At 71.1% G+C, this 13806-nt stretch carries 11 protein-coding genes; 10 read left to right on the forward strand and 1 reads right to left on the reverse strand.

The features are described from left to right. Positions 1–89: 89 nt before the first annotated feature. From ACFYNU_RS25075 to ACFYNU_RS25085, 3 genes are read left to right on the forward strand one after another with little or no spacing between them, the layout of a single operon-like run. Positions 90–362 (forward strand): DUF4244 domain-containing protein, encoded by a 273-nt coding sequence (locus tag ACFYNU_RS25075; protein ID WP_356588800.1) that lies wholly within the window; start codon positions 90–92, stop codon positions 360–362. Next, positions 349–735, forward strand: coding sequence for a TadE family type IV pilus minor pilin (locus ACFYNU_RS25080; RefSeq protein ID WP_356588798.1), 387 nt, complete (start codon positions 349–351; stop codon positions 733–735). Before ACFYNU_RS25075 ends, ACFYNU_RS25080 begins: the two co-directional genes overlap by 14 nt. Continuing rightward, positions 732–1127, forward strand: coding sequence for an Rv3654c family TadE-like protein (locus tag ACFYNU_RS25085; RefSeq protein ID WP_356588796.1), 396 nt, complete (start codon positions 732–734; stop codon positions 1125–1127). The genes ACFYNU_RS25080 and ACFYNU_RS25085 overlap by 4 nt, the downstream gene beginning before the upstream one ends. Here the strand turns inward: ACFYNU_RS25085 and ACFYNU_RS25090 are convergent. Beyond that, complete coding sequence (locus tag ACFYNU_RS25090) at positions 1117–3681, reverse strand: DEAD/DEAH box helicase (protein ID WP_356588794.1); 2565 nt, start codon at positions 3679–3681, stop codon at positions 1117–1119. The genes ACFYNU_RS25085 and ACFYNU_RS25090 overlap by 11 nt on opposite strands. Positions 3682–3761: 80 nt before the next feature. On the opposite strand from ACFYNU_RS25090, the gene ACFYNU_RS25095 reads away from it, so the two are divergent. The 7 genes from ACFYNU_RS25095 (at position 3762) to topA (ending at position 13785) form a co-directional block, all read left to right on the forward strand. Further along, on the forward strand, positions 3762–4115 hold the full coding sequence (locus tag ACFYNU_RS25095; RefSeq protein ID WP_388767288.1) for an STAS domain-containing protein: 354 nt from the start codon (positions 3762–3764) through the stop codon (positions 4113–4115). Positions 4116–4219: 104 nt separating this feature from the next. Continuing rightward, positions 4220–4684 (forward strand): ATP-binding protein, encoded by a 465-nt coding sequence (locus ACFYNU_RS25100; protein WP_356588792.1) that lies wholly within the window; start codon positions 4220–4222, stop codon positions 4682–4684. A gap of 306 nt (positions 4685–4990) precedes the next feature. Continuing rightward, a complete protein-coding gene (locus tag ACFYNU_RS25105) occupies positions 4991–7411 on the forward strand; it encodes a sodium-translocating pyrophosphatase (RefSeq protein ID WP_356588790.1) in 2421 nt (806 codons plus the stop codon). Positions 7412–7613: 202 nt separating this feature from the next. Next, entirely contained in the window at positions 7614–8225 is a 612-nt protein-coding gene (locus ACFYNU_RS25110) for a small secreted protein (protein ID WP_356588788.1), read from the forward strand. A 173-nt stretch (positions 8226–8398) separates the two neighbouring features. After that, a complete protein-coding gene (locus ACFYNU_RS25115) occupies positions 8399–9979 on the forward strand; it encodes a methyltransferase (protein WP_356588786.1) in 1581 nt (526 codons plus the stop codon). 331 nt (positions 9980–10310) lie between these two features. Next, a complete protein-coding gene (locus ACFYNU_RS25120; RefSeq protein ID WP_354606634.1) occupies positions 10311–10508 on the forward strand; it encodes a hypothetical protein in 198 nt (65 codons plus the stop codon). Between the two features lie 406 nt (positions 10509–10914). After that, positions 10915–13785: a type I DNA topoisomerase gene (topA, locus tag ACFYNU_RS25125; protein ID WP_356588784.1), complete on the forward strand. Its 2871-nt coding sequence runs from the start codon at positions 10915–10917 to the stop codon at positions 13783–13785. Positions 13786–13806 lie beyond the last annotated feature (21 nt).

Raw genomic sequence — 13806 nt, forward strand, 5'->3', positions numbered from 1 at the left:
GCGGCCCCGATGGCGCTGTCTCGCTGCGCTGCTTCAACTCTGCTGCTTCAACTGTGCTGATTCAACGGGAGGTTGACATGAGGATGCGGATGGGACCGACGGGACGGCGGGCATGGCGGGTGGTGGAGGCGGCGAGCCGGGTGAGCCGGTTGCACCGGAGCCGGGTCCGGGTCGGCAGCGGGTTCCGGCTTCCGCTGCGTACCGGCGTGCGGGCGGACGCCGGAATGATCAGCGCGGAGTACGCGGTGGGGACCCTCGCCTCGTGCGCCCTGGCCGCCTTGCTCTACAAGGTGGTCACCGGCGAGTCCATTTCGGCCGCGCTGGAATCCGTCATCAGGAACTCCCTCGATGCGCAGTACTGAGTCCGGGACGGCGGGCGACGGCGGTGACCGGGGATCCGTGACGGCGGAGGCCGCCATGGTGGTGCCGGCCCTGGTGGTGTTCGTGGCCGCGCTGCTGTGGGCCCTGACGGCGGCCTCCGCGCAGATCCAGTGCGTGGACGCCGCCAGGGCGGGGGCTCGGGCCGCGGCCCGGTCCGAGCCCCGGGCGGCGGCGCTGGAAGCCGCCCGCTCGGCCGCCCCGAAGGGCGCCGCGATCACGATGGGGCGATCCGACGACCTGTGGCGCGTGCGGGTCGAGGCACCCACTCCGGGGCCACGCGGCATCGCGCTCCCGCTCACGGCGGAAGCCGTGGCACCGGCCGAGGACACCGGCGCGGGCGGGGTGCGCCCATGAACCGGGACCGAGGATCGGCGACGGTGTGGGCGGCCGTGGCGACGACCGCTCTGTGCGCCGTGTTCGCGGTGATCCTGGCCATGGGCCAGGCGGTCGTGGCCAGGCACCGCGCGGGTTCGGCGGCGGACCTGGCGGCGCTGGCGGCGGCCGGGTACGCGCCACGGGGAGCGGAGGCCGCCTGCGCGCGGGCGGCCGAGGTGGCCGGGGCCCAGGGCGCGCGGGTGGTGCGGTGCGCGATGACCGGCGAGATCGCCGACGTGACCGCGCGGGCGGGCTTCGGCCCGTACACCCCGACGGTCAGGGCCCGCGCGGGCCCACCGGACGCGCCGCCCGCCGCTGTGCCGGTCCCCAAGCCGAGGAGGATCGGTGGGACGACACCTTCTAGCCCGTGATCTCGGCTCCGGCCTCGGCCGCTCGCTGCTCCGGCAGGTCCGCCGAGTCCGCCGAGTCCGCCGAGTCCAGTGGGTCCAGTGGGTCCGGCGGGTCTGCCGGAACCGGCGGGGGCGCCGACTTCAGGAGTTCGCCCAGGAGTCGTACGGCCGCGCGCTTGTGCAGAGGCTCGTTGCCGTTGCCGCACTTCGGGGACTGGACACAGGACGGGCAGCCCGCCTCGCACTCGCACGAGGCGATCGCCTCGCGGGTCGCGGTGAGCCATTCACGTGCCGTGTGGAAGGCGCGTTCCGCGAAGCCCGCGCCGCCGGGGTGGCCGTCGTACACGAAGACCGTCGGCAGCAGCGTGTCCGGGTGGAGCGGCACGGACACGCCGCCGATGTCCCGGCGATCGCAGGTCGCGAACAGCGGGAGCATCCCGATGGACGCGTGCTCGGCGGCGTGCAGGGCGCCGCCCAGCTGCTCCGGATTGACCCGGGCCGCGTCGAGTTGGTCCTCGGTGACGGTCCACCAGACGGCGCGGGTGCGCAGCTTACGGGGCGGCAGATCGAGCTTGGTCTCGCCCAGGACCTCGCCGGTCATGAGCCGGCGGCGGAGGAAGGAGACGACCTGGTTGGTGACCTCGACGGAGCCGAAGCAGAGACGGCCGTCGCCCCACGGGATCTCGGTGTCGGTCTCCAGGACGGAGATGGCGGTGGTGTCGCGCGCGGTCGTGGAGTACGGCGGGCTGGCCTCCTCGACGAGCGCGACGGAGTCCTCCAGGTCCAGCCGCCGCACCAGATAGCTGCGGCCCTGGTGCAGATGGACGGCGCCGTCGTGGACGGCGGTGTGGGAGGCCGCCTCGTCGACGGTGCCCAGCAGTCTGCCGGTGCCCTCCTCGACGATCTGGACGGGCCGGCCGCCCTCGCCCCGGATGTCGGCGAGATCGGCGGCCCGCTCGCGGCGGGTCCAGTACCAGCCGGTGGTACGCCGCCGCAGCAGGCCCGCCTCGACGAGCTGCGGCAGCAGCGCGGGCGCGGCGGGGCCGAAGAGTTCCAGATCGGCCTCGGTGAGCGGCAGTTCGGCGGCGGCGGCGCACAGATGGGGGGCGAGGACATACGGGTTGTCGGGGTCGAGCACGGTCGACTCGACGGGCTGCTGGAACAGCGCCTCGGGGTGATGCACGAGGAAGGTGTCCAGCGGATCGTCCCGGGCGACCAGGATGGCCAGCGCGCCCTGTCCGGCGCGTCCCGCCCGGCCCGCCTGCTGCCACAGGGAGGCGCGGGTGCCCGGGTATCCGGCGATGACGACCGCGTCGAGACCGGAGACGTCGATGCCCAGCTCCAGGGCGGTGGTGGCGGCGAGGCCGAGAAGCTCGCCGGAGTGCAGGGCGCGCTCCAGGGCGCGGCGTTCCTCGGGGAGATAGCCGCCCCGGTAGGCGGCGACGCGCCTGGCGAGGGAGCGGTCGATCTCGGCGAGGCGTTCCTGGGCGATGACGGAGACCAGTTCGGCGCCTCGCCGGGAGCGTACGAAGGCGACCGAGCGGACGCCCTGGACCGTCAGGTCGGTGAGGATGTCGGCCGTCTCCGCCGTGGCGGTGCGGCGGACCGGCGCGCCCTTCTCGCCGTGGAGTTCGGTGAGCGGGGGCTCCCAGAGGGCGAACACCACCTCGCCGCGCGGTGACGCGTCGTCGGCCACCTCGTGGACGGGCAGACCGGTGAGCCGCCCGGCGGCCGGCGCGGGCTCGGCCGCGGTGGCCGAGGCGAGGAGGAAGACGGGCTCGGAGCCGTACCGGGCACAGACGCGGCGCAGCCGGCGCAGGACCTGGGCGACATGGGAGCCGAAGACGCCGCGGTAGGTGTGGCACTCGTCGATGACGACATAGCGGAGGGACTTCAGGAAGGAGGCCCAGCGGGGGTGGGCGGGGAGGATGCCGCGGTGCAGCATGTCGGGGTTGGTGAGCACGTAGTTGGCGTACTGGCGTACCCATTCGCGTTCCTCGACGGGGGTGTCGCCGTCGTACACGGCGGGGCGCACGCCGTTGCCGAGCGGTGCGGCGAGCGCCTTCACGGCACGGCGCTGGTCGGCGGCGAGCGCCTTCGTAGGGGAGAGGTACAGGGCGGTCGTGCCCCGGCCGTTGGGTGCCTCCGAGCCGTCCAGCAGCGTGGTGAGCACCGGAGCCAGGTAGGCGAGGGACTTGCCGGACGCGGTGCCGGTGGCGATCACGACCGATTCGCCGTCCAGGGCGTGCTCGGCGGCGGCGGCCTGGTGGACCCACGGGTGGTCGACCCCGGCGAGTTGAATGGCGTTGATCACTTCTGGCCGGATGCGATCGGGCCAGACCGCATGCCTGCCCTCACGCGGGGGCAAGTGCTCCATATGGGTGATGCGCGCAGCCCGGCCCGCCCCTGCGGTGAGCCGGTCCAGGACCGTACCGGGGGAAGGGCGGGAGTCCCCGCTCTCGGGCGGCCTGCCAGGACCGTGATTCGTGGCCATCGGCACCGAGTGTGTCACTGGCGTGGCGGACAATGGTCCTAAGGCGTCGTGCATGGCTGCCGGTAAGTGATTGAATGCCATCGCGGCTGGCGATACGCCCCCTGGCTCCGTCGGGAGAGACCCGAGGGGCGACCGCTCGATTGCAAGGTGCTGGAGGATCCGTGGGCCTGTCCCTGTCGACTCGCAATGTGTCCGGCCCCGGTGGCGACCGTACGGTCGTCGAGGTCGGTGGCGAGATTGATGTGTATACCGCGCCCAAGCTGCGCGAGCAGTTGGTCGAGTTGGTGAACGACGGCAGCTACCACCTGGTCGTCGACATGGAGGGTGTGGACTTCCTCGACTCGACCGGTCTCGGCGTGCTCGTGGGTGGACTCAAGCGTGTGCGTGCCCACGAGGGCTCGCTGCGTCTGGTCTGCAACCAGGAGCGCATTCTCAAGATCTTCCGGATCACTGGCCTGACCAAGGTGTTCCCCATTCACACCACGGTCGACGAGGCCGTCGCCGCCACCGACTGAGTCCTGGCCGGAGGCTTTCGGAAGGAAGGGCAGGGGGCGCCGGGCGACATGCCCGGGGCGCCCGAGCCCCAGATTCGCACGCTCGTACGTCTGAGGGGGATCGCATGGCCACCGTTGAACTCCGCTTCAGCGCCCAGCCCGAACACGTCAGGACGGCCCGTCTGGTGGCGGCTGCCGTGGCGCGCCGGGCCGGTGTCGACGAAGCAGTGTTGGACGAGGTCAGGCTCGCCGTCGGTGAGGCGTGCAGCCGCGCGGTCGGGCTGCACCGCAGCCACGGCATCACGGCGCCCGTACGGGTCGTGCTGACCGAGGAGGAGAAGGTTTTCTCCATCGAGGTCGGCGACGAGGTGCCCACCCCGGGCACCACGGCCGCGGCGGAGAAGACACCGGTCTCCCGCAGGGCCGTCCTCGCAGGCGATCTCTACGAGACGGACACGGGCGACGGCGAGGACGAGATGGGCCTCGCGGTCATCAGCGGCCTCGTCGACGACGTGCAGGTGACCTCCGACGATCACGGCGGCGTCATCCGGATGAGCTGGCCGACCGCATCGGCGGTCACGCTCTCCTGAGTGCGCGTGTGCGTACGGTCCGCGGCGAGCGGCCTGCCCGTCCGGGGAGGTCTCCCGCCGGGGCCGTCGTGAGCGTGTGATCCAATTACTTTGAAGGCCCTGCTGAGCAGGGCCTTTTCTGTTTCTCCGGAGAAATTGATCACAGGTCAACGCGTTCATACCATTACGCATTTCCGAGTGCTTTTCAGGGGCCGATCATTTGCCGCTCCGTAAGTCAAAGTCAATTACACGCGGCGCACTCTGTTTTGATCAGCTTCCGCTCCCTACAATCCGTCCATCTTGAGCGCTGAGTGTCAAGGAGGACGAATGGCGGGGCACATCGATCCACAACTGTCCGAGCAACTGTCCGAACACTCCACTTCTCTCGCTGCCGCGATACTCACGGACGGCAACAGACTGATCGTGATCGCCGTCGCGGTCATCGCGCTGGCGGCGCTGCTCGTCGCCCAGCGGCTGGTCCGTCAGGTGCTGGCGGCCGACGAGGGCACCGATTCCATGAAGGAGATCGCGGCGGCCGTACAGGAAGGCGCGAATGCCTATCTGGCACGGCAGTTGCGCACCCTCGGCGTTTTCGCCGTCGTGGTGTTCTTCCTGCTGTTGTTGCTTCCGGCCGACGGCTGGTCGGAACGCGCGGGGCGTTCGCTGTTCTTCCTGGTGGGTGCGCTTTTCTCGGCGGCCACCGGATACTTCGGCATGCGTCTCGCCGTACGCAGCAATGTGCGCGTCGCGGCGGCCGCGCGAGAGGCGACCCCGGCGGAGGGAGAACCGGAAAAGGATCTGACAGCCGTCGCGCACAAGGCGATGAAGATCGCTTTCCGCACCGGTGGCGTGGTCGGAATGTTCACGGTGGGCCTCGGCCTGCTGGGCGCGTCCTGTGTGGTCCTTGTGTACGCCGAGGACGCCCCCAAGGTGCTGGAGGGCTTCGGCCTGGGCGCCGCCCTGATCGCCATGTTCATGCGTGTCGGCGGCGGCATCTTCACCAAGGCCGCCGATGTCGGCGCCGACCTCGTCGGCAAGGTCGAGCAGGGCATCCCCGAGGACGACCCGCGCAACGCGGCGACGATCGCCGACAACGTCGGGGACAACGTCGGCGACTGCGCCGGGATGGCGGCCGACCTCTTCGAGTCGTACGCCGTGACGCTCGTCGCCGCGCTCATCCTCGGCACGGCGGCCTTCGGCAACTTCGGGCTCGGCTTCCCGCTGATCGTCCCCGCGATCGGTGTCCTCACGGCGATGATCGGCATCTTCGCCGTCGCGCCGCGGGCCTCCGACCGCAGCGGGATGACCGCGATCAACCGCGGGTTCTTCATCTCCGCGGTGATCTCGCTGGTCCTGGTGGCCGTGGCGGCGTTCACGTATCTGCCCTCCACGTACGCGGAGTTGGACGGCGTGAGCGCCGAGGAGATCACCTCGCACCCCGGTGACCCGAGGGTGTTCGCGCTGGTCGCCGTGGCCATCGGCATCGTGCTCGCGGCGCTCATCCAGCAGCTCACGGGCTACTTCACGGAGACCAACCGGCGCCCGGTGCGCGACATCGGCAAATCGGCGCTCACCGGGCCGGCGACCGTCGTCCTGGCCGGTGTGGCCATAGGTCTGGAGTCCGCCGTCTACACCGCGCTGCTGATCGGTCTCGGTGTGTACGGGGCGTTCCTGCTCGGTGGTACGTCGATCATGCTCGCCCTCTTCGCGGTGGCACTGGCCGGCACCGGACTGCTCACCACCGTCGGTGTCATCGTCGCCATGGACACCTTCGGCCCCGTCTCCGACAACGCCCAGGGCATCGCCGAGATGTCCGGGGACGTCGAGGGCGCGGGCGCGCAGGTGCTCACCGACCTCGACGCCGTGGGCAACACCACCAAGGCCATCACCAAGGGCATCGCCATCGCCACCGCCGTACTGGCGGCGGCGGCGCTCTTCGGCTCGTACCGCGACGCCATCGCCACGGCCGTGGCGGACGTCGGGGCGAAGGCCGGCGAGATGGGCCTGAGCCTGGACATCTCCCAGCCCAACAACCTCGTCGGACTGATCCTCGGCGCCGCTGTCGTGTTCCTCTTCTCGGGGCTCGCGATCAACGCCGTCTCGCGGTCGGCCGGTTCGGTGGTCTACGAGGTGCGGCGGCAGTTCCGCGAGCACCCCGGGATCATGGACTACACGGAGAAGCCGGAGTACGGGCGCGTCGTCGACATCTGTACGAAGGACGCGTTGCGTGAGCTGGCCACGCCCGGTCTGCTCGCCGTGCTCACCCCGATCGCGGTCGGGTTCTCGCTCGGCGTCGGCGCCCTCGGCTCGTTCCTGGCCGGCGCGATCGGCACCGGCACGCTGATGGCCGTCTTCCTCGCCAACTCCGGCGGGGCGTGGGACAACGCCAAGAAGCTCGTCGAGGACGGCCACCACGGCGGCAAGGGCAGCGACGCCCACGCCGCGACCGTGATCGGCGACACCGTCGGCGACCCGTTCAAGGACACGGCGGGACCGGCGATCAACCCTCTGTTGAAGGTCATGAACCTGGTGGCGCTGCTGATCGCTCCGGCGGTGGTGCAGTTCAGCTACGGGGACGACGCCAACCCCTGGGTGCGCGCGGTGGTGGCGGTGCTGGCGATCGCCGTGATCGTCGGCGCGGTGTACGTCTCCAAGCGGCGCTCGGTGACCGTCGACGACGGGGGCGAGTCAGGAGGCGGGTCCGGGGACGGGACGACCAAGTCCCCTGATCCGGTGGTGGCTTCGTAGCCTGCGCGGGTCAACTGGTGGACGGGCGGCGCGTCTTGACGCGTCGCCCGTCTGCGCGGGGCCGTGCGGGGCGGCGGAGTGAGGGTTCTCTCCCTTGGTGCAAATGGCCGCAATGATGTATGGATCGGACACTCGGCGTGCGGTAGCAGCCCACTTGGCGTGTATGTTCCGGGGCCGAGAGCCTTGGAAGGGACCCAATCCGGTGAACAAGAAGCTCGCAGCCGCACTGTCCGGCGGTTCGGTACTGCTCATGGCGCTGTCGGGGTGCAGCGACAACAGCGACAGCAAGGTCAACGACTGGGCCAAGAAGGTCTGCGACCAGGTCCAGCCGCAGCTGACGAAGATCGCGGGCGCCAACGCCTCGATCCAGCAGGCGACCTCGGACAGCAGCAAGCCCGCCGACGTACAGAAGACCGACGCGGCTGCCTTCCAGTCCATCTCGGACGCCTACAAGGCGCTGGGCGCCGCCGTGGACGGGGCGGGCGCCCCGCCCGTCGACGACGGCGAGAAGACCCAGAAGGAGGCCGTCAGCGAGCTGAACGCCACCTCCAAGGCGTACGCGGGACTCAAGGCCGATGTCGACGACCTCGACACCAAGGACCAGGCGAAGTTCGCGGACGGTCTCAAGGGCGTCGCCGACGAACTCGACAAGCTCAGCAAGAGCGGCGACGAGGCCCTGCAGAAGCTTCAGTCCGGCGACGTCGGCGCGGCGATGGCGAAGCAGCCCGGCTGCCAGCGGCCGGACACGTCGGCGCCCGCCCAGAGCGGAGCGGACGCGCCTGCGGCGGAACCGTCCGCCGACAAGTCCTCCTGATCCTCCCGGCGGCACTCCGCGGTACCCCGTAGTGCCCCGTTGTGCCCGCAGTAGCACCCCGTTGTACGCAGACCTCGCAGTACCGCTCTCGGACGCGAGACCCGCGGCCCGGCACCCCCGCCCGGGGAGCCGGGCCGCAGGCGTTTGTCAGTGGGAGACGACACAATGGAGAGGTGAGTACGACCAGCCTTCCCGCGCCCGACCACTCGCCCCGACTCCGCGACGCCCTGCTCGCCGCCGACTTCACCGTCGACGGCCTGCTGGACCTGCTCGGCGCGCCCGCCTACGCCGCGCTGGCCCGCAGCGAGACCGTGCCCGCCCTGCGGGCCACCCGTGGCGACACCCCGCTCGAAACGCTCGTCAGGCTGTTTCTGCTCCAGCGTCCGGTCCCCGCCGAGCGGGCCCGTGCGGCGCTTCCCCTGGCCCAGTGCCTGGCCGACGGCTGGGTCGCGGAGGTCGGCGCCACGGCCGCGTCCACGGAAGGCGGTACGGCCGCCGGTGAGAGGGACGGTACGGCCGGTGGTGAGGACGGCGCGCTCGTCATGGCCGCCGTGGACGTACGGCCGTACGGCGGCCCGGCAGGGGAGGACTGGTTCATCGTCTCCGACGTCGGCTGCGCGGTCGGCGGCGCCTCCGGCGCGGTCGGCCACGGCGAGGGTGTGGTGCTCGGTGTGGGCGGGGCGTCCACCACGCTCGCCGGCCTCACGGTCCGTACGCCGGTCGTCAACGCCCTCGACATCGGTACCGGCTCCGGCATCCAGGCGCTCCACGCGGCACAGCACGCAACCAGGGTCACCGCCACCGACCTCAACCCACGTGCGCTGGAGTGCGCCCGGCTCACTCTCGCCCTGTCCGGTGCGCCCGCCGCCGATCTGTACGAGGGCTCGCTGTTCGAGCCGGTCGGGGACGAGACGTACGAGCTGATCGTGTCGAACCCGCCCTTCGTGATCTCTCCCGGCGCCCGGCACACGTACCGCGACGGCGGCATGGGCGGCGACGACCTGTGCCGGACGCTCGTCCAGGAGACCGGCGAGCGTCTCGCCGACGGGGGATACGCGCACTTCCTCGCCAACTGGCAGCACGTGGACGGCGAGGAGTGGCAGGACCGGCTGCGGTCGTGGGTGCCACGCGGCTGCGACGCCTGGATCGTGCAGCGCGAGGTGCAGGACGTGACGCAGTACGCGGAGCTGTGGCTGCGCGACAGCGGTGACCACCGGGCGGACCCGGAGGCGTACGCGGCGCGGTACGAGGCGTGGCTGGACGAGTTCGAGGCGCGGAAGACCAAGGCCGTCGGCTTCGGCTGGATCACCCTCAGGAAGTCGGGCTCCGAGCGTCCCTCGGTGGTCGTGGAGGAGTGGCCGCACCCGGTCGAGCAGCCGCTCGGCGAGACCGTACGGGCCCACTTCGAGCGCCAGGACTATCTGCGCGCGCACGACGACGCCGCCCTGCTCACCGCGCATTTCGCACTCGCCCCCGAGGTCGTCCAGGAGCAGGTCGGACTGCCCGGCGCGGAGGACCCCGAGCATGTGGTGCTCCGTCAGAACCGCGGCATGCGGCGGGCGACGAAGGTCGACACGGTCGCCGCGGGCTTCGCCGGGGTCTGCGACGGCTCGCTGAGCGCCGGGCGGATCCTGGACGCGATCGCCCAGCTCGTCGGGGAGGACCCGGTGCGGCTGCGCGACCGGACGCCACAGGCGATCCGGCTGCTGGTGGAGGAGGGCTTCCTGCTGCCGGTGGCGGCGCCGGGAGCCTGACCTGACAGGCCGGGGCGCCGGGCGGTCCCGGCCTCCGGCGTACCGGCGCCCCGGCGCACTCGCCGTGCGGCCTCCAGGCGCCTGCCGTGGTCCGCCCCGGGCCCCGGGCCCCGGGCCCCGGGCTCCGGCACCCTGGCCGTCCGCCGTCCGCCGTCCGTCGTCCGCCGTCCGCGCTCCCGGCCCCCGGCCCCCGGCCCGTACCGGACCCCGGCGGGCGCCGGGCGAGTGAACCCCCCGCGCCGTTCACGCGGAATTCGCGCCAATGACGCACCGGGGTGCCAGCCTCTGCCTCCGGAGCCGGTCGGCTCCGCGAATCGAACGGGGTACGGGCATGGAGAGCGGGCCGGCGATCTTCGCGGGAGCGGCGTTCGCGCTGTTCGGAGCCGCGCTGCTGGTGTGGACCGGCGCGCGCGTCCTGCACCGCGCCCCGGTGGCGCACGGTGTGAGCCCTGCGACATCCATCACGCTGGCGACCCTCGCGGGCGTGTCGTTCGTGGCACTCGGCCTCTGGTGCTTCGGCCGGATCTGACCCCTGGACCTCCGGGACGGCCGGCGCACCTCGCGGACCGGCGCGCCCGACGAGTCCCACGGCACCGGATCCTGCCGGGTCCCCGCCCGGGGTATGCCCTCCACCGCCCCCCGGGACCTGCGGTGAAGCCCTTCCCGCAGTCGGCCGCCGACCCGCTCCGAACGCTCCCCGTGTCCCGTCCGGCGCGGCGGGCACCGGGGTCCGGGCGGCAGAAACGTCCGGACTCGGGTTACCGTTCGAGTGGCCGTTGCGGTCTTTCGCCGTTTGACACGGGGGCGGGTTGTACCGTCACACTCCGCAGCGAAGCAGCGTCATAGCGGGGCATGTCCTGCCCCGCGGTGTCGTACTGCCGTACCGCGGTAAGGCTGTACGGGCCACCGAGTGCCGACCGGAGAGAAGAGCGAAGTTGTCCCCGACCAGCGAGACCGGACACGCCGGCCGCCGACTCGTCATCGTCGAGTCGCCTGCCAAGGCGAAGACAATCAAGGGCTACCTCGGCCCGGGATATGTCGTCGAGGCGAGCGTCGGGCACATCCGCGACCTCCCGAACGGCGCCGCCGAGGTGCCCGAGAAGTACACCGGCGAGGTGCGCCGCCTCGGTGTGGACGTCGAACATGACTTCCAGCCGATCTACGTCGTCAACGCCGACAAGAAGGCGCAGGTCAGAAAGCTCAAGGAGCTGCTGGCCGACTCCGACGAACTCTTCCTCGCCACCGATGAGGACCGCGAGGGCGAAGCCATCGCGTGGCATCTCCAGGAAGTCCTCAAGCCCAAGGTCCCGGTCCACCGGATGGTCTTCCACGAGATCACCAAGGAAGCGATCAGGGCCGCCGTCGCCAACCCCCGCCAGCTCAACAAGCTGATGGTGGACGCGCAGGAGACGCGCAGGATCCTCGACCGGCTGTACGGCTACGAGGTCTCGCCCGTCCTGTGGAAGAAGGTCATGCGCGGCCTGTCAGCCGGCCGCGTCCAGTCCGTCGCCACCCGGCTCGTCGTCGAGCGCGAACGCGAGCGCATCGCCTTCCGCTCCGCCGAGTACTGGGACCTGACGGGCACCTTCGGCACCGGACGTACCGGCGACGCCTCCGACCCCTCCGTACTGAACGCCCGGCTGTCGGCCGTCGACGGCCGCCGTATCGCCCAGGGCCGTGACTTCGGCTCGGACGGCCGGCTCAAGTCCGACCAGGTGCTGCATCTCGACGAGGCCAACGCGCAGGCGCTGGCCGCCGCCCTGCGGGACACGTCGTTCGCGGTCCGCTCGGTCGAGTCGAAGCCGTACCGCCGTTCCCCGTACGCCCCCTTCCGTACGACGACGCTCCAGCAGGAGGCCTCGCGCAAGCTGGGCTTCGGGGCCAAGTCGACGATGCAGGTCGCGCAGAAGCTGTACGAGAACGGCTTCATCACCTATATGCGTACGGACTCCACGACGCTGTCCGCCACCGCCGTCTCGGCGGCGCGGGCGCAGGTCACGCAGCTGTACGGGGCGAGCTACCTGCCCGACAAGCCGCGTACGTACGCCGGCAAGGTCAAGAACGCGCAGGAGGCGCACGAGGCGATCCGCCCCTCCGGGGACCGCTTCCGCACGCCCGCCGAGACCGGGCTGAGCGGTGACCAGTTCCGGCTCTACGAGCTGATCTGGAAGCGGACCGTCGCCTCCCAGATGAAGGACGCGGTCGGCAACAGCGTCACGGTCAAGATCGCGGGCACGTCGAGCGACGGCCGGGACGCCGAGTTCTCCGCGTCCGGCAAGACGATCACCTTCCACGGCTTCATGAAGGCCTATGTAGAAGGCGCCGACGACCCCAACGCCGAGCTGGACGACCGCGAGCGCCGGCTGCCGCAGGTCGCCGAGGGCGACGCGCTGTCGGTGGAAGAGATCACCGTCGACGGCCACGCCACCAAGCCGCCCGCCCGCTACACCGAGGCGTCGCTGGTCAAGGAGCTGGAAGAGCGCGAGATCGGCCGCCCGTCGACGTACGCGTCGATCATCGGCACGATCCTCGACCGCGGCTACGTCTTCAAGAAGGGCACGGCGCTCGTCCCGTCGTTCCTCTCCTTCGCCGTGGTGAACCTGCTGGAGACGCACTTCGGCCGGCTCGTCGACTACGACTTCACCGCGCGGATGGAGGACGACCTCGACCGCATCGCGCGGGGCGAGGCGCAGTCCGTGCCCTGGCTCAAGCGGTTCTACTTCGGCACGGGTGACGACTCGGACGGCGCGGCTGCCGTCGCGACCGCCGCAGCGGCCGGCAATGGCGACGGGGACCACCTGGGCGGGCTCAAGGAGCTCGTCACGGACCTCGGCGCGATCGACGCCCGCGAGATCTCGTCCTTCCCGATCGGCGACGGCATCATGCTGCGCGTCGGCCGCTACGGGCCCTATGTCGAGCGCGGCGAGAAGGACGCGGAGGGCCACCAGCGGGCCGACGTGCCCGAGGACCTGGCGCCCGACGAGCTGACGGTCGAGTACGCGGAGGAGCTGCTGGCCAAGCCGAGCGGCGACTTCGAACTCGGCGTCGACCCGGAGAGCGGGCACCAGATCGTCGCCAGGGACGGGCGTTACGGCCCGTACGTGACCGAGGTTCTGCCCGACGGCACCCCGAAGACCGGGAAGAACGCGGTCAAGCCGCGGACCGCCTCGCTGTTCAAGTCGATGTCGCTGGACACGGTGACACTCGCGGACGCGCTGAAGCTGATGTCGCTGCCGCGCGTGGTCGGTACGGACGCCGAGGGCGTCGAGATCACCGCGCAGAACGGCCGTTACGGCCCGTATCTCAAGAAGGGCACCGACTCGCGGTCGCTGACCAGCGAGGACCAGCTCTTCCACATCACGCTGGACGAGGCGCTGGCGATCTACGCCCAGCCCAAGCAGCGCGGACGGGCGGCGGCCAAGCCTCCTTTGAAGGAGCTGGGCACGGACCCGGTGAGCGGGAGCCCGGTCGTCGTGAAGGACGGCCGCTTCGGGGCGTACGTCACGGACGGCGAGACGAACGCGACGCTGCGGACCGACGACAGCGTCGAGGAGATCACGCCGGAGCGCGGCTACGAGCTGCTCGCCGAGAAGCGCGCCAAGGGGCCCGCCAAGAAGAAGACGGCGAAGAAGGCACCGGCGAAGAAGGCGACCGCCAAGAAGGCTCCCGCCAAGAAGACGACGACGGCGAAGAAGACCGCGGCGAAGAAGACGACGACGGCGGCCAAGAAGACCACCACGAAGTCGGCCGCCGCGAAGAAGTCGACGGCGTCGTCGTCCCGCGCGAACTCGAACACGGACGAGTAGGGCGGGACCGGGGCACGCACC

It is taken from the genome of Streptomyces sp. NPDC006643, assembly GCF_042870175.1.
In the GTDB taxonomy this organism is placed as follows: domain Bacteria; phylum Actinomycetota; class Actinomycetes; order Streptomycetales; family Streptomycetaceae; genus Streptomyces.

What these genes read in the sequence shown, in the direction of transcription:
- ACFYNU_RS25090 (WP_356588794.1), bottom strand. Translation starts at nt 3,681, where the DNA reads ATGGCATTCAATCACTTACCGGCAGCCATGCACGACGCCTTAGGACCA.
- ACFYNU_RS25120 (WP_354606634.1), top strand. Translation starts at nt 10,311, where the DNA reads ATGGAGAGCGGGCCGGCGATCTTCGCGGGAGCGGCGTTCGCGCTGTTC.
- ACFYNU_RS25105 (WP_356588790.1), top strand. Translation starts at nt 4,991, where the DNA reads ATGGCGGGGCACATCGATCCACAACTGTCCGAGCAACTGTCCGAACAC.
- ACFYNU_RS25100 (WP_356588792.1), top strand. Translation starts at nt 4,220, where the DNA reads ATGGCCACCGTTGAACTCCGCTTCAGCGCCCAGCCCGAACACGTCAGG.
- ACFYNU_RS25075 (WP_356588800.1), top strand. Translation starts at nt 90, where the DNA reads ATGGGACCGACGGGACGGCGGGCATGGCGGGTGGTGGAGGCGGCGAGC.
- ACFYNU_RS25080 (WP_356588798.1), top strand. Translation starts at nt 349, where the DNA reads ATGCGCAGTACTGAGTCCGGGACGGCGGGCGACGGCGGTGACCGGGGA.
- ACFYNU_RS25085 (WP_356588796.1), top strand. Translation starts at nt 732, where the DNA reads ATGAACCGGGACCGAGGATCGGCGACGGTGTGGGCGGCCGTGGCGACG.